Source organism: Frigoribacterium sp. CFBP9029 (genome assembly GCF_034045305.1).
In the GTDB taxonomy this organism is placed as follows: Bacteria; Actinomycetota; Actinomycetes; order Actinomycetales; family Microbacteriaceae; genus Frigoribacterium.
Genome location: NZ_JAXCWB010000001.1, coordinates 50,967 through 65,942, shown reverse-complemented (window position 1 = coordinate 65,942; position 14,976 = coordinate 50,967). Strand labels below are relative to the sequence as shown.

Genomic DNA, 14,976 nt, shown 5'->3' with positions numbered 1-14,976 from the left:
CGGGGTGCGCGGGTCTCTTCGCGTGCTCGACCGAAACACAGGGAGTAACCGGTGGCCAACGTTCTCGAGAAGGTCCTTCGCGTCGGCGAGGGCCGTACCCTCCGCAGGCTCAAGGCGTACGCCAAAGCCGTCAACGAACTCGAAGACGACTTCACCACGCTCACCGACGACGAGTTGAAGAACGAGACCGTCGAGCTGCGCGAGCGCTACGCGGGCGGCGAGTCGCTCGACGATCTGCTCCCCGAGGCGTTCGCCGCCGTCCGCGAGGCCTCGAAGCGGACGCTGGGCCTCCGGCACTTCGACGTCCAGCTGATGGGCGGCGCCGCCCTGCACCTGGGCAACATCGCCGAGATGAAGACCGGTGAGGGCAAGACCCTCGTCGCGACGACCGCGGCCTACCTGAACGCGATCGCCTCGCGCGGCGTGCACGTGATCACCGTCAACGACTTCCTCGCCAGCTACCAGTCCGAGCTGATGGGCCGGGTGTTCCGTGCGCTCGGCATGACCACGGGCTGCATCCTCGCCGGTCAGACCCCGGCGCAGCGTCGCGAGCAGTACGCGGCCGACATCACGTACGGCACGAACAACGAGTTCGGCTTCGACTACCTGCGCGACAACATGGCGTGGCAGTCGCAGGACATGGTCCAGCGCGGCCACTTCTTCGCCGTGGTCGACGAGGTCGACTCCATCCTCATCGACGAGGCCCGGACGCCGCTCATCATCTCCGGTCCGGCCAGCGGCGAGGCGAACCGCTGGTTCGCCGAGTTCGCGACCATCGCCCGCCGCCTCGTGTCGGGTGTCGACTTCGAGGTGGACGAGAAGAAGCGCACCGTCGGCGTGCTCGAGCCCGGCATCGAGAAGGTCGAGGACTACCTCGGCATCGACAACCTGTACGAGTCGGCCAACACGCCGCTCATCTCGTTCCTCAACAACGCGATCAAGGCCGACGCGCTGTTCAAGCGCGACAAGGACTACGTCGTCATCAACGGCGAGGTCCTGATCGTCGACGAGCACACCGGTCGCATCCTGAGCGGGCGCCGCTACAACGAGGGCATCCACCAGGCGATCGAGGCGAAGGAGGGGGTCGAGGTCAAGGCCGAGAACCAGACGCTCGCCACGGTCACCCTGCAGAACTACTTCCGCCTCTACAAGAAGCTCTCCGGCATGACGGGCACGGCCGAGACCGAGGCCGCCGAGTTCATGAGCACCTACAAGCTCGGCGTCGTCCCCATCCCGACGAACCGTCCGATGCAGCGCATCGACCAGACCGACCTCGTCTACAAGAACGAGACGGCGAAGTTCGACCAGGTCGTCGAAGACATCGTCGAGCGTCACGCGAAGAACCAGCCCGTGCTGGTCGGCACGACGAGCGTCGAGAAGAGCGAGTACCTCTCTCGTCTCCTCGCCAAGAAGGGCGTCAAGCACGAGGTCCTGAACGCCAAGAACCACGCCCGCGAAGCCGCTATCGTCGCCCAGGCGGGGCGGGCCGGGGCCGTCACCGTGGCCACCAACATGGCCGGTCGCGGTACCGACATCATGCTCGGTGGCAACGCTGAGTTCCTCGCGGTGGCGGAGATGAACGCCAAGGGTCTCAGCCCGGTCGACACCCCCGACGAGTACGAGGCCGCATGGGACGCCGTCTTCGCGTCGCACAAAGAGGCCGTGGCCGAAGAGGCCGCGAAGGTCATCGAGGCCGGCGGGCTGTACGTCCTCGGGACGGAGCGCCACGAGTCCCGCCGCATCGACAACCAGCTGCGCGGGCGCAGCGGACGTCAGGGCGACCCGGGAGAGAGCCGCTTCTATCTGTCGCTGACCGACGACCTCATGCGTCTGTTCAACTCGGGCGCCGCCGAGTCGCTGATGGGCCGGGGCAATGTGCCCGACGACCTCGCCATCGAGAACAAGATCGTCGGACGCGCCATCCGGTCGGCGCAGTCGCAGGTGGAGTCGCGCAACGCCGAGATCCGCAAGAACGTCCTCAAATACGACGACGTCCTCAACCGTCAGCGCGAGGCCATCTACGGCGACCGCCGGCACATCCTCGAGGGAGACGACCTCCAGGACCGTGCCTCGAAGTTCCTGGACGACGTGGTCAACGAGGTCATCGACCAGCACACCGGCGAGGGCAGCCCCGACGACTGGGACCTCGACGCGCTGTGGACGGAGCTCCGCACGCTGTACCCGATCTCGATCACGATCGACGAGGTCATCACGGAGGCCGGCTCGAAGGGCAAGGCCACCCGTGACTTCCTCGGCCAGGAGATCCTCTCCGACGCCAAGGTGGCGTACAAGACCCGTGAGGAGTCGCTCGGCGAGGCGGCGATGCGCGAACTGGAGCGTCGTGTCGTCCTGTCGGTCATCGACCGCAGATGGCGCGACCACCTGTACGAGATGGACTACCTGAAAGACGGCATCGGTCTGCGTGCCATGGCGCAGCGCGACCCGCTGGTCGAGTACCAGCGCGAGGGCTACGCGCTCTTCCAGAGCATGATGGGCCAGATCCGCGAGGAGTCCGTGGGCTTCCTGTTCAACCTCGAGGTCGAGGTGCAGGGGCAGGTCGACTCGCAGAAGGCCCCCGTCATCGCCGCGAAGGGTCTCGGCAACGAGCAGGCCCCGCCCGCGCTCGAGTACTCGGCCCCGAACATCGACGGCGAGGTCGAGGTGCGCGACCAGAAGGGTCGTCTCGAGAAGGCGGCGACGGCGCGGGCCCAGCGACAGCAGGACACCGCCGAGCGCACGACCGCCCCCGAGGTCGCCGCGGCACGCGCCGCGAGCGGTCCGGCGCCGGCCGCGGCGGGCAAGGGCGCCTTCGGTCAGAAGACCGGCGGCGACGAGCCCGCGCCCGTGAACCGGGCCGAGCGCCGCGCCGCAGGCAAGAAGGCCTCCGACTAGACGTCAGGTCGAGCAGCAGAAGGAGGCGCACCCGCTCAGGCGGGTGCGCCTCCTTCTCTCGTCCGCTCTGGCGGATGTCGCTCTGTCGCTCAGAGGATGTGCAGGGCGCTGGCGCGCCAACGACCTCGGACGGTCTCGAGTCGCACGGCGACGCCACGGCTGCGGCCGCGACCGTGGACGACGACGACCGCCTCGACGATGCCGGGGGAGGGCTCGGCGATGTGGACGCGCCCGAATCGCAGGATTGGTCGATGTCTGCGGACGCCGTGGGCCAGTCGGGCCTGCGTCGAGACCCTGACCCGGTTGCGCAGCGTGGCGAAGACGTCGGCGGTGACCCATCGCGCCAGCTGGTCGATGTCGCGGGCGCCCGCCATGACCTCCAGCACCGATCTGGCCAGCGCCTCGACGGCGGCTTCGGCGGTGATGGGTCGGACATTCGACGACAGGGAGTCTGGCGACACTGCGGCGAGTGCCCCGCACCCCTCGACGGCGCTGAGATGGCGCACGGGTGCGATCGTCGCCGTCGGCGTGTCGCCGCCCCCGGACTCGGGCTCGACGCGGGGCGGTGGGGTGGCTGGTGAGGAACGTGGCATGGTGCTCGAACTTTCGTGAAAGCGGCTCGGACGAACACAACATATGACATTCGGTATTGATTTGCTAGGGACAGGCCGATCTGTGGAGAACTCGTGTCGCACCGATTTTCCGTGATCGCGGCTCGACTTAGACTGGGGCGGTGTCGACGCTCAGTGATCTCGTACTCGCCCAGGGCCGCTCCAGCGAAGCGGACATCGAGTGGCTGCACCTGCTCGTCGGCGACTGGCAGCTGCTGGCCGACCTGGCGTTCGCCGACATGGTCCTGTGGGTGCCGACCCAGACCGGCAGTTTCGTGGCCGTCGCCCACGCGCGGCCGTCGAGCAGTGCGACGCTCTTCTACCGCGACTTCGTGGGGCAGGAGGTCCGGCCCGAGTGGCGGGTGCAGATCGACTCGGCCTTCTCGTCGACCCGCATCGTCGACTCGGCGGCCCCCGACTGGTACGAGGAGACCCCGACCCGAGTCCGGGCCGTCCCCGTGCTGCGTCGTCTCGGCGCCAGCCGCCCCGACGTGACCGAGGCTCCGATCGCGGTCATCACACGGCACACGAATCTCAGCGAGGCCCGCACCCCGAGTCGTCAAGAGCTCACCTTCAACCAGTGCGCCAACGACCTCTTCGCCATGATCGCCGCGGGCGACTTCCCCGACCTGGGTGCGCCCACCGGGCCTCGTCGGGGCGCCCCCCGCGCCTCCGACGGGCTGCTCCGGCTCGACGTCGACGGCACGGTCACCTTTGCGAGTCCCAACGGCCTGTCGGCCTTCAACCGGATGGGCTTCGACGGCGAGCTCGAGGGCGAGTCGTTGGCGGAGGTCACCACGAACCTGCTGCAGGGCAAGCTCGTCATCGACGAGTCGCTGCCTCTGGTCGTCACCGGGCGCGCCCCCTGGCGGACGGACATCGAGGCGCGCGGCGTGACGGTCTCGCTGAGGGCCATCCCGTTGCGCGACCGTGGTGACCGGATGGGCGCGATCGTCCTCTGCCGCGACGTCACGGAGCTGCGGCACCAGGAGCGCGAGCTCATCACCAAAGACGCGACGATCCGCGAGATCCACCACCGTGTGAAGAACAACCTGCAGACGGTGGCGTCGCTGCTCCGCATCCAGGCCCGACGGACGCACACCGATGTCGCCCGCGAGGCTCTGACCCAGGCCATGCGCCGGGTGGCCTCCATCGCCGTGGTGCACGACACGCTGTCCGAGGGGCTGAGCCAGAACGTCGACTTCGACACCGTCTTCGATCGCGTCCTGATGCTCATCGCCGAGGTCGCCTCGAGTCACAACACGACGGTCCGGCCCGCGCTGGTGGGCAGTTTCGGTGCGCTGCCGAGCGAGTACGCCACCCCGCTGGCGCTGGCGCTGACCGAGCTCGTCACGAACGCCGTCGAGCACGGTCTCGACGGTCGCGACGGCGAGGTGCAGATCGTCGCCGAACGCGACGACGAGCAGTTGACCGTCAAGGTGCGCGACAACGGCGTGGGTCTCCCCGAGGGCAAGGTCGGCTCCGGGCTCGGCACCCAGATCGTCCGCACGCTCATCCAGGGCGAGCTCGGGGGCACCATTGACTGGCACACGCTCGTCGGCAGCGGCACCGAGGTCACCATCGAGATCCCGTTCCGCTGGCTCACGCAGCCCTGAGCGGCTGTCAGCGCTCCCTGATCGGCTGTCAGCGCCTTCTGCGACGACGAAGAGAGGCCGGCTCCCCATGGGGGAGCCGGCCTCTCTTCGCCGTCCGGATGGCCGAGGCCACCCGACGACGGGTTCGTCTAGCTGGCGCGGCGGGCGCGGGCGGCGCGGCGCTTGAGCGCGCGGCGCTCGTCTTCGCTGAGGCCGCCCCAGACGCCGGAGTCCTGGCTGGTCTCGAGCGCGTACTGCAGGCACGTCTCGGTGACGGTGCACCGGCCGCAGACGGTCTTCGCCTTGTCGATCTGGTCGACGGCGGGGCCGGTGTTGCCCACGGGGAAGAACAGCTCCGGGTCTGCGGTCAGGCAGGCGGCCTTGTCACGCCAATCCATCGATGGGTACTCCTTTAAATGCTGAACCGGCGCAACGAAGCACCGGTTCCGGATGGGGGAAAGAGAAAGAATTCGGGAGGCGCGCACGGCCGTGTGCACGTCACTTCGACCTCGAATATGGTCGCATACTGGTACGGCCAAATCAAGGATTTTGTGGAGGGCGACGCATGAGCGGAGCGGCTGAGAACGACCCGGTGACGCCGACAGATCCGTCTGCCGACCGGCGGCGCCCCGCCCTGCTGTGGCTGCTGATCGTGCTCCTCGTCGGCGAGCTCGCCGTCGTGGCGTCCGCCGCCGGCTACCTGCTCGTCGAACTCGTCGTCGAGACGCCGTCGTCGTACGCGTCGGCCGTCGCCGTGCTCCTGCTGACCCTGATGGCGACCGCCTGGATCGGCTCCATCGTGGTCGGCGCCTTCCGTGGTCGAGCCTGGATCCGCGGTGCGGCCATCGTGTGGCAGGTGCTGCAGATCGCGGTCGGCGTCGGCAGCCTGCAGGGCACGTTCGCCAACCCGACCATCGGCCTCTGGCTCATCGTGCCGGCCGTGCTCGTCGTCGTGCTGCTGCTCACCCCGTCGGTGGTGGCGGCCACGTCCCGCCGCGACGACGTGCCGCCCCGCACCTACTGACCGGACGGTGCAGGAGGCGCGGGGCGGCGACAGGGGGAGGGGTCAGTCGAGCGCAAGCTTCTTCCGCAGCGACGCCACGTGCCCCGTCGCCTTCACGTTGTAGAGCGGCAGCACGACCGCGCCCTCACCGTCGACGACGAACGTCGAGCGGATGGTGCCGGTGACGATGCGTCCGTAGCTGTTCTTCTCGCCGTAGGCGCCGTACGCCTCGTGCACCGTGAGCTCGGGGTCGCTCAGCAGCGGGAAGTTCAAGCCCTGCTCGTCCTTGAACCGACGGAGCGCCTCCGGGGCGTCCTTCGACACGCCGAGCACCTGGTAGCCAGCCGACTTCAGCGAATTGATGTTGTCGCGGAAGTCGCATGCCTCGGTCGTGCAGCCGGGCGTCGATGCCGCCGGGTAGAAGTACACGATGACGTTCTGCCCCGCGAAGTCCGACAGCGAGACCGGCGAACCGCTCTCGTCGTCCAGGGTGAAGGTCGGCGCCGGGGCGCCCTTCTCGAGTCTCGTGGCCATGATGCTCCGATCTGAGGGCGCGCGAGGCGCCCGGGTGTTCAAGTGGGGTCAGAACTCATGCTAATGTTGGTCCTCGTTGCGGGGCATACCGCGGCGCGCACCTCTAGCTCAATTGGCAGAGCAACTGACTCTTAATCAGTGGGTTCTCGGTTCAAGTCCGAGGGGGTGCACGAAAAATGGGTCCCCCGTGTTCATCAGTCGATGAAGCGGGGGATTTTTCGTCGTGCCGGTCTGGTCGGCTCCGCCGACGTGCGGCCTGGGGCCGCGCGGGGTGGGGGTGCTTTGCCGCCAGGTGCGTGTTGCTCGGGGGCGACGTCGCTTCGCTCGTCGCGGTGCGGCTTCGCTTCGCTGGCCGCGGGGTGGGGGCGGGGCGACGTCGCTTCGCTCGTCGCGGGGGCTGGGGGCGCGGGAGCGGGACGGAGGAGGGCGGAGTCCGTCCCGCTCGCGGCGGGGGAGTGGGGCTACGGGCGGTCGTCGCCCGGGCGGGGGTGCTGCGCCGCGGCGTCGCGGCCCGTGACGGGATACGGGCCGGTCATGCCCTCGCGGAGGCGCGCTGCGGCGAGGATGCGATCGCGCTGCAGGTGCCAGCCGAGCATCAGCAGCGGGATGATCACCACGAGCGACATCACCGTCAACGAGCCGATCGGCCAGTCGATCGCCATCAGCACGACCACGGCGAGCAGGAACGCCAACGTCAGGTAGCTCGTGACCGGGGCGCCCGGCAGGCGGAACGAGGGCTCCTTCGCCTTGCCCTCCTTCGCCCACCGGCGGAGGCGCATCTGGCAGAGGATGATCGTGCCCCATGCGGTCAGGATGCCGAGCGACGCGATGTTCAGCACGATCTCGAACGCGGCGCTCGCGCCGACGATCGCGTTCAGGCCGACGCCGAGCAGCGTGATCGACGCCGTCAGCAGGATCCCGCCGAACGGCACCCCGCCCTTCGACATCTTCGTCGTGAACTTCGGGGCCGAACCGTTCATCCCCATCGAGTGGAGCACGCGGCCCGTCGAGTACAACCCGGCGTTCAGGCTCGACAGCGCGGCCGTCACGACCACGAAGTTCATGATCGACCCGGCGATGCGACCCACCTCGGGGCTTCCGATGCTGCTGAAGAACGTGACGAACGGGCTCTCGCCCTCGGCGTACGCGGTGTAGGGCAGCAGCAGCGACAGGAGCACCAGCGAGCCGACGTAGAAGACCGCGATCCGGATGATCACCGTGTTGATCGCCCGCGGCACCACCTTCTCCGGGTTCTCGGTCTCGCCCGACGCCGTTCCGACCAGCTCGATCGCGGCGTACGCGAAGACGACGCCCTGAACGACGAGCACCGCCGGCAGCAGACCGCTCGGCAGGATCCCGCTCGCGGCGACCACCGACCAGCCGGTGTCGACGGCCGCGCCGTCGTGCGTCACCGGGAACGCCGCGGCGAGCCAGACGACCCCGACCACCAGGAAGATCACGAGCGCGGCGACCTTGACGATCGCGAACCAGAACTCCATCTCGCCGAACACCTTCACGGCCAGCAGGTTCACCGACAACACGACGGCCAGGGCCACGAGGGCCAGCAGCCACTCCGGGGCGGCCGTGAAGGCCTTCCAGTACTGCAGGTACAGGGCCACCGCGGTGACGTCGACGATCGCCGTCATCGCCCAGTTCAGGAAGTACATCCAGCCCGCCGCGTAGGCGAACTTCTCGCCGTAGAACTCGCGGGCGTACGAGACGAAGGATCCCGAGGAGGGGCGGTGCAGCACCAGCTCGCCCAGCGCGCGCAGGATGAAGAACGCGAACACGCCGCAGATGGCGAACACGATCGCGAGAGAGGGCCCCGCCGTGGCGAGTCGACCGCCGGCGCCGAGGAACAACCCCGTGCCGATGGCGCCGCCGATGGCGATCATCTGCAGCTGCCGGGGCTTCAGACCGTGCTGGAACCCCTCCTGCTCGTGGCTGAAGTCCTGGGGGACCGTGTCCGGGTGCGCGGCCGAGCCGCGGTCTCCGTCTGATGCGCTCATGCCGAGAGGGTAGGCCCGAGTCTGCAGTTCGCGCACATCGACAGGTCGGCATGTCGGGGGACCCGCGCTCTGCGGACGGCGACCCTCGGAGGTGCAGAGCGTGTAACGAAACGGCCACGATGTCGATGCCCATGAACACGGCGATCGAGGGGGATCGGGGTACACGTCCGGTCCCTTCGGAGGGGGGTGCGGATTCGGATGCGCGACACTTGTTCGCTACGGTCGTCGAGGCCCGCTCCGGTGGGCCCGTCATCATCAGGACGCGATGATCGGCGGTCCGGCAGTCTCGGATCCCGGTCGCCGTACGGTCTGGTGGCGCCGGTGCCGGTCCCATGACCGCACCAGTGGGGTACAGGTTCGCATCTCGGATCACGATGCTTGAGCCGGACCATCCCGCATGCGCCGTCGACCCGTCCGCCCGACCAGAACGCCGCCGACGGCGCGCCTGCCCGAGCGGAAGGCGCGACCCGGTGTGCCCGCGGAGAGCCCATGACAACGACACCACCCGCCGTGCGTGCGAAGAACCTCTACAAGGTCTTCGGACGCCGCCCCCGAGAAGCGGTCACCCGCCTCGAGTCCGGCGCCAGCCGCGCCGATGCCTCGGCCTTCGGCACGGCAGCCGTCATCGATGCGTCATTCGACGTGCAGCCCGGCGAGATCTTCGTCGTCATGGGGTTGTCGGGCAGCGGCAAGTCGACCCTCATCCGCATGCTGAACGGCCTGCTCGAGCCGACCTCGGGCTCCGTGGAGGTGTCGGGGTCGAACATCTCCGACGTCCCCGCGAAGGAGCTGCGCGCCGTCCGACGGAAGCACGTCTCGATGGTGTTCCAGCACTTCGCGCTGCTCCCGCACCGCACCGTGATCGACAACGTCGCCTACGGCCTCGAGGTGCAGGGAGTCGCCAAGGCGAAGCGCCTGGCCAAGGCCCGCGAGGTGACCGAGATCGTCGGTCTCGCCGGCTGGGAGGACAAGCTCCCGAGCGAGCTCTCCGGCGGCATGCAGCAGCGAGTGGGCCTGGCCCGTGCGCTCGCAGCCGAGACCGACATCCTGCTGATGGACGAGGCGTTCAGCGCCCTCGACCCGCTGATCCGCCGCGAGATGCAGGAGCAGCTGCTCGAGCTGCAGGCGAAGCTCGGCAAGACCATCGTCTTCATCACGCACGACCTGAACGAGGCCATGTTCCTCGGCGACCGCATCGCGGTCATGCGAGACGGCCGCATCGTCCAGATCGGCAGCCCCGAGGACATCCTCACCGATCCGGCCAACGACTACGTCGCCCAGTTCGTGCAGGACGTCGACCGGGCACGGGTCCTCACCGCGTCGAGCGTCATGGAGCCGGCCAGGGCCGTCGTGCAGCTGACCGCCGGCCCCCGGGGCGCGCTCCGCACCCTCCGCGATCTGCAGACGGCGGCCCTGTTCGTCCTCGGCCGCGACCGCAAGCTCCTCGGCTGGGTCCGCGACCGCCACGTCATGCGTCAGGTGAAGACGAACGACACCGACCTCGAGGCGATCGTGAACACCGAGTTCGCCAAGGTCGGCCCCGACGCCGCCCTCGTCGACCTCTTCGAACTCGCCGTCGAGAGTCCGCTGCCCATCGCCGTGGTCGACGACCGCGATCGACTGATCGGCGTCATCCCGCGGGTCACGCTGCTCGCCGCCCTCGGCAACGTCGACACGACGACCTCGCCCATCCCCGTGCTCGAACCCGTCACGCGGTTCTCCGAGAGCGAGCTCGACGCCACCCTCGCGACGGAGGAGACCCCCGTCGCGGTCACCGAAGGAGCCACCCGATGAACGACATCCTCCGCATCCCCTTCGGCAGCTGGGTGTCGTCGGTCGTCGACTGGATCACCGACAACCTCGGCGGCTTCTTCGACGTCGTGCGCGCCGTCTTCCTCTTCTTCTACGAGTGGATGGAGTACATCCTCAGCGCGCCTCCGTTCTGGGCCGTCGTGATCGTCGTCGCGGCTCTGGCGTTCTTCGCCCGCGGCTGGAAGTTCGCCGTCGGCTCGGCCGTCGGCCTGCTGCTGATCAGCTCGGTCAACCAGTGGGAGAACGCCATGGCGACCCTCGCCCTGGTGCTCGTCGCCGGTGCCATCGCGATCGCGATCAGCATCCCCCTCGGCGTGCTCGCGGCCAAGTCGACGATCGCGTCGCAGATCATCCGCCCCGTCCTCGACTTCATGCAGACGACCCCGGCGTTCGTGTACCTCATCCCGGCTCTGCTGCTGTTCCGGGTCGGCGTCGTGCCGGGCATCGTGGCCACCATCGTGTTCGCCATGGCACCCGGCGTGCGACTGACCGAGCTGGGCATCCGAGGGGTGGACACCGAGGTGGTCGAGGCCGGCCAGGCGTTCGGCTCGTCGCCGTGGCGGATCCTGCGACAGATCCAGCTGCCCCTCGCGAAGCCGAGCATCATGGCCGGCGTCAACCAGGTCATCATGCTGTCGCTCTCGATGGTCGTCATCGCGGGCATGGTCGGAGCAGGCGGACTCGGCGGCGACATCGTCGCGAGCCTCAACCGCATCGACGTCGCACTGGGGGCCGAGGCCGGCGTCTCGGTCGTGATCCTCGCGATCATCCTCGACCGCATGACCGCGGCCCTCGGCGCCGACCGCCGTCGTCGCCCCTCGCGCTCCCCGCGCGCCCCCGGCAGCGCTCCCGCCGCCTCCGGCGGTGCCGAGACCGAGGTCGACGCCACCCCGCTCCCCGACGCACCGGCGCCCGAGCGCGCCACCGCGTCGGTCTAGAACCCCGGCGGGTCGGCCGGCGTCATCGGCCGACCCGCACCTCCTGCACCACCCGAAAGGATCACATGAACAAGCGCACCACCATCGCAGCCTCGGTCGCCCTGGGCACCTCCGCAGTCCTCGGCCTGGCCGCCTGCTCGCCCCCCGGCAGCTCGTCGTCGACCGAGACCCTCGAGAACGGCGACCAGAGCGTCGTCGACATCGCCGTCTTCAACGGCTGGGACGAGGGCATCGCCGCATCCTGGCTGTGGAAGTCCGTGCTCGAAGAGCAGGGCTACACGGTCAACCTCGAGATGGCCGACGTCGCACCGGTCTACCAGGGCCTCACGACCGACGACTACGACGTCGTCCTCGACACCTGGCTGCCCGTCACGCACAAGGAGTACATCGACAAGTTCGGCGACGACCTCACCGACCTCGGCGCCTGGAACGACGGCGCCAAGCTGGCCATCGCGGTCAACGCCGACGCCCCGATCGACTCGATCGACGAGCTGAACGAGAACGCCGACCTCTTCGGCGGCACCATCGTCGGCATCGAGCCGGCCGCAGGTCTGACCTCTGCCGTCGAGAACGCGACGATCCCCGAGTACGGCATCGACGACCTGACCCTGCAGACCTCGTCGACGGCCGCCATGCTCACCGAGCTGAAGAGCGCCACCGACGCGGGCGAGAACATCGCCGTCACGCTGTGGAGCCCGCACTGGGCCTACGACGCGTTCCCGATCAAGGACCTCGAAGACCCCAAGGGCACCCTGGGCGACGCCGAGGGGATCCACTCGTTCGGCGGCAAGAGCTTCACGGACAGCCACCCGCAGTTCGCCGAGTGGCTCGAGGGCTTCGAGATGGACAACGACCGTCTGTCGTCGCTCGAGAACGCCATGTTCAACAGCGGTGTCGACGGCAGCGACTACACCGAGGTCGTCGACGCCTGGATCGACGACAACCAGGAGTACGTCGACGGCCTGACCAGCTGATCCGACCGCATCACCTGTGCGTGGGCCCCGGGCGACGACATCGCCCGGGGCCCTCGTCGTGCGCCGCCCCGGCGGACACCGGGATCACGCAGCCCGGCCGGGGGTTACGCACAGCGAACCGTCAGGGCCTTGCCGAGGAGGCGCGACTACCGTCTGTCTCGTCGCGATCGCAGCATGCGTCAGCACCATCACCCCGGACATCCCGGGGATCAGCACGAGAGGCACCACCCGTGAGCATCACCAGCATCGACGCCGTCCGCCGCAACGCCCGGGTCAGCACCCGATCGATCGCCGCAGACCTCGTGCAGGTGTCGACGCCCGACCGCGTGCTCGGCCACATCCGCGTCGAGAACGGCTCGCACGTCGCGCTGCGGGGCGCGAACCCGCACTGGGGCGACGAGGTGGGCCGCTACGCCACGCAGGGCATGGCGCTCGAGGCTCTGCGACTGCGGAAGCGCTCCGTCTGAGGCGCTGAGGCGCTGAGGCGCTGAGGCGTCCGCCCTACGGGCCGATCGTCGCGAAGAACGACCGCAGCTCGCGGTCGATCCGGCTGCGCGCCTCCTCGTCCGACAGGGTCGCCGTGCCGTCGCCCGACTGCTCGCCGTAGTCGCCGAACTGCGCGTGGTTCGAGCCCTCGATCTGCACCATCGTGGCGTCGTCGGGCAGTTGCGCACGGTAGCGCTCGATGTCCTCCGGCGTGCTCAGGCCGTCCTCGCTGCCGCCGAGGCTGAGCACGGGCAGCTCGGAGTCGTCCGAGAGGTCGTTGGTCGCGCAGTACGACCCGAGCAGCACGAGACCGTCGACCCGGGGGTCGCTCTCTGCGTAGCCGCAGGCCCGGACCCCGCCGAGCGAGTGCCCGCCGACGGCCCAGTGCGAGATCTCGGGGGCGACCGCGGTGAAGTCGCTGAGGGCCCGCCAGTCGAAGATCGCGAAGCCGAGCACGGGACGCACGATCACGACCGTCACACCGGTGCGGACGACGCCCGAGAGCACCTGCTCGTAGGCCTGCGGGTCGACCCGCGCGCCGGCGACGAAGACGAGGCCCTGGTCGCGGGGGCGCGTCTCGGCCGGTCGCATGACCACGGTGTCGGGTCGGTCGGTGACGGTCACCGCCGGGTCGGCCGCGACGGCGGCGATCGAGGAGGCGGTGGCCGACATGGGCAGTTTGGCCCAGGTGAAGAAGCCGGTCGCGACCAGGACGACGACGGCGAAGAGCACCGACGCGACGATCTTGACGAGGCGTCGCGATCGTGATCCCCGATGGAATGCGGGTACGCGGGCGGCGGGCTCGTCGGGGCTGTCGGTACGTCGTCTCACGTCTGACATTCTGGCCTCTTCCTGGTCGCGCCGCTCGCCGGCGTCGACCAAGCTGGTGCGATGCCATGGATCGAACTCGCCGTCGCGGTGCTCGTCGCCGTCGTCCTCACCTTCGTCGTCTCCGCCCTCGTGGCCTGGGTCTTCTCGCTCGTCGCCCGCCGGAAGGACTGGGCCAAGGCGTTCGTGACGCGGATGCGTCGACCCTTCCGATGGTCGCTGCTGGTGGTGCTGCTCACGATCGCGCTCTCGACGACGCTCCCGCGCCTCCTCGGGGCCGACTACCCGGGGCAGGAGGCCGTCTCGCAGCTGTTCCGCTGCACGGTGATCGTGGTCGTCGCGTGGTTCGTCGGCGCCCTCGCCCTGTTCTTCGAGGACCTGGGTCTGTCGCGGTACCGGGTCGACACGCCCGACAACCGGGTCGCGCGGCGCGTGCGGACCCAGGTGCTGATCCTCCGTCGGCTGACGGTCGCCCTCATCGTGATCGTCGCGGCCGGCGCCCTCCTGCTGGGGTTCCCGGGGGTCGAGGCCGTGGGAGCGAGCGTGCTGGCGAGCGCCGGGCTCGTCTCGGTCGTGGCCGGTCTCGCGGCGCAGTCCACCCTCGCGAACGTGTTCGCGGGGATCCAGCTCGCGTTCAGCGATGCCATCCGCATCGACGACGTCGTGGTGGTCGAGGGTCAGTGGGGCCTGATCGAGGAGATCACGCTGTCGTACGTCGTGGTGCACATCTGGGACGACCGACGGCTCGTGCTCCCGTCGACGTACTTCACGACCACCCCGTTCGAGAACTGGACGCGACGCAACAGCGAGCTGCTCGGCGCCGTCGAGTTCGACCTCGACTGGCGCGTGCAGCCCGGCGACATGCGCGACGAGCTCGACCGGGTGCTGGCCGGCACCGACCTCTGGGACGGCCGGGTGAAGGTGCTGCAGGTCACCGATGCGACGGGCGGCTACGTGCGGGTGCGGGTGCTCGTCACCGCGAAGGACGCCCCGACCCTGTTCGACCTCCGCTGCCTGGTGCGAGAGGACCTCATCGCTTGGCTGCACGCCTCGAGCCCCGTGTCGATCCCGCGCGCGCGGGTGCAGATGGTCGGCGACGAGCAGACCGCCCCCGCGCGGCCGCAGCGGTCCACGTCCGAGGCCGGCGGCCTTTTCAGCGGCGAGAACGCGGACACCGAACGCACCGCGCTGTTCACGTCGGCGATCCCGGTCCAGCACCCGGACGACGACGGCCACGGTCGACCCGACGGGCACCCGGTCGGACGACCCGACCGCTGACCCCGCGAGGACGACG

13 protein-coding genes and 1 tRNA gene are annotated in these 14,976 nt (G+C 69.2%); 9 read left to right on the top strand and 5 right to left on the bottom strand.

Features of this window, described 5'->3' with window-relative positions; all coding sequences use genetic code 11:
* The first annotated feature begins 51 nt into the window (after nucleotides 1-51).
* Nucleotides 52-2,892: a preprotein translocase subunit SecA gene (gene secA / locus SOM11_RS00300; RefSeq protein ID WP_320476862.1), complete on the top strand. Its 2,841-nt coding sequence runs from the start codon at nucleotides 52-54 to the stop codon at nucleotides 2,890-2,892.
* 89 nt (nucleotides 2,893-2,981) lie between these two features.
* On the opposite strand, the gene SOM11_RS00295 is transcribed toward secA, so the two are convergent.
* Nucleotides 2,982-3,398, bottom strand: a complete 417-nt coding sequence (locus SOM11_RS00295; protein ID WP_192058437.1) for an Rv3235 family protein — start codon at nucleotides 3,396-3,398, stop codon at nucleotides 2,982-2,984.
* 227 nt (nucleotides 3,399-3,625) lie between these two features.
* Here SOM11_RS00295 and SOM11_RS00290 point away from each other — a divergent pair, with 227 nt between their 5' ends.
* The gene (locus tag SOM11_RS00290) at nucleotides 3,626-5,119 is read left to right on the top strand and encodes a sensor histidine kinase (protein WP_192058435.1); all 1,494 of its coding nucleotides are present in this window, start codon (nucleotides 3,626-3,628) and stop codon (nucleotides 5,117-5,119) included.
* A gap of 128 nt (nucleotides 5,120-5,247) precedes the next feature.
* Here SOM11_RS00290 and SOM11_RS00285 read toward each other — a convergent pair whose 3' ends face one another.
* Nucleotides 5,248-5,496, bottom strand: coding sequence for a WhiB family transcriptional regulator (locus SOM11_RS00285; RefSeq protein ID WP_055796236.1), 249 nt, complete (start codon nucleotides 5,494-5,496; stop codon nucleotides 5,248-5,250).
* Between the two features lie 167 nt (nucleotides 5,497-5,663).
* Here SOM11_RS00285 and SOM11_RS00280 point away from each other — a divergent pair, with 167 nt between their 5' ends.
* Nucleotides 5,664-6,122: a hypothetical protein gene (locus SOM11_RS00280; protein ID WP_320476861.1), complete on the top strand. Its 459-nt coding sequence runs from the start codon at nucleotides 5,664-5,666 to the stop codon at nucleotides 6,120-6,122.
* Nucleotides 6,123-6,164: 42 nt separating this feature from the next.
* On the opposite strand, the gene bcp is transcribed toward SOM11_RS00280, so the two are convergent.
* Nucleotides 6,165-6,635 (bottom strand): thioredoxin-dependent thiol peroxidase, encoded by a 471-nt coding sequence (gene bcp, locus SOM11_RS00275; protein ID WP_243213538.1) that lies wholly within the window; start codon nucleotides 6,633-6,635, stop codon nucleotides 6,165-6,167.
* Nucleotides 6,636-6,732: 97 nt separating this feature from the next.
* Here bcp and SOM11_RS00270 point away from each other — a divergent pair.
* Nucleotides 6,733-6,805: transfer RNA gene (locus tag SOM11_RS00270), tRNA-Lys, on the top strand.
* Between the two features lie 291 nt (nucleotides 6,806-7,096).
* Here the strand turns inward: SOM11_RS00270 and SOM11_RS00265 are convergent.
* The gene (locus tag SOM11_RS00265; RefSeq protein WP_243213537.1) at nucleotides 7,097-8,644 is read right to left on the bottom strand and encodes an amino acid permease; all 1,548 of its coding nucleotides are present in this window, start codon (nucleotides 8,642-8,644) and stop codon (nucleotides 7,097-7,099) included.
* A gap of 489 nt (nucleotides 8,645-9,133) precedes the next feature.
* Here SOM11_RS00265 and SOM11_RS00260 point away from each other — a divergent pair, with 489 nt between their 5' ends.
* From SOM11_RS00260 to SOM11_RS00245, 4 genes are all read left to right on the top strand, one after another.
* Entirely contained in the window at nucleotides 9,134-10,438 is a 1,305-nt protein-coding gene (locus SOM11_RS00260) for a quaternary amine ABC transporter ATP-binding protein (RefSeq protein WP_192058426.1), read from the top strand.
* Entirely contained in the window at nucleotides 10,435-11,394 is a 960-nt protein-coding gene (locus tag SOM11_RS00255; protein WP_320476860.1) for an ABC transporter permease, read from the top strand. The genes SOM11_RS00260 and SOM11_RS00255 overlap by 4 nt, the downstream gene beginning before the upstream one ends.
* A 65-nt stretch (nucleotides 11,395-11,459) precedes the next feature.
* Nucleotides 11,460-12,368: a glycine betaine ABC transporter substrate-binding protein gene (locus SOM11_RS00250; protein WP_243213535.1), complete on the top strand. Its 909-nt coding sequence runs from the start codon at nucleotides 11,460-11,462 to the stop codon at nucleotides 12,366-12,368.
* A 230-nt stretch (nucleotides 12,369-12,598) separates the two neighbouring features.
* Nucleotides 12,599-12,835 carry a hypothetical protein gene (locus SOM11_RS00245; RefSeq protein ID WP_192058420.1) on the top strand — a complete coding sequence of 79 codons (237 nt, stop codon included), beginning with the start codon at nucleotides 12,599-12,601 and terminating at the stop codon, nucleotides 12,833-12,835.
* 34 nt (nucleotides 12,836-12,869) lie between these two features.
* Here the strand turns inward: SOM11_RS00245 and SOM11_RS00240 are convergent, their stop codons facing one another.
* Nucleotides 12,870-13,685: an alpha/beta hydrolase gene (locus SOM11_RS00240; protein ID WP_320476859.1), complete on the bottom strand. Its 816-nt coding sequence runs from the start codon at nucleotides 13,683-13,685 to the stop codon at nucleotides 12,870-12,872.
* 60 nt (nucleotides 13,686-13,745) lie between these two features.
* Between SOM11_RS00240 and SOM11_RS00235 the strand changes: the two genes are divergently transcribed.
* Nucleotides 13,746-14,960, top strand: coding sequence for a mechanosensitive ion channel family protein (locus SOM11_RS00235; RefSeq protein WP_320476858.1), 1,215 nt, complete (start codon nucleotides 13,746-13,748; stop codon nucleotides 14,958-14,960).
* Nucleotides 14,961-14,976: the final 16 nt, after the last annotated feature.

Excerpts from the sequence above, each read along its gene's own strand:
- SOM11_RS00285 (WP_055796236.1), bottom strand. The coding sequence starts at position 5,496 with ATGGATTGGCGTGACAAGGCCGCCTGCCTGACCGCAGACCCGGAGCTG.
- SOM11_RS00280 (WP_320476861.1), top strand. The coding sequence starts at position 5,664 with ATGAGCGGAGCGGCTGAGAACGACCCGGTGACGCCGACAGATCCGTCT.
- bcp (WP_243213538.1), bottom strand. The coding sequence starts at position 6,635 with ATGGCCACGAGACTCGAGAAGGGCGCCCCGGCGCCGACCTTCACCCTG.
- SOM11_RS00265 (WP_243213537.1), bottom strand. The coding sequence starts at position 8,644 with ATGAGCGCATCAGACGGAGACCGCGGCTCGGCCGCGCACCCGGACACG.
- SOM11_RS00260 (WP_192058426.1), top strand. The coding sequence starts at position 9,134 with ATGACAACGACACCACCCGCCGTGCGTGCGAAGAACCTCTACAAGGTC.
- SOM11_RS00255 (WP_320476860.1), top strand. The coding sequence starts at position 10,435 with ATGAACGACATCCTCCGCATCCCCTTCGGCAGCTGGGTGTCGTCGGTC.
- SOM11_RS00250 (WP_243213535.1), top strand. The coding sequence starts at position 11,460 with ATGAACAAGCGCACCACCATCGCAGCCTCGGTCGCCCTGGGCACCTCC.
- SOM11_RS00235 (WP_320476858.1), top strand. The coding sequence starts at position 13,746 with ATGCCATGGATCGAACTCGCCGTCGCGGTGCTCGTCGCCGTCGTCCTC.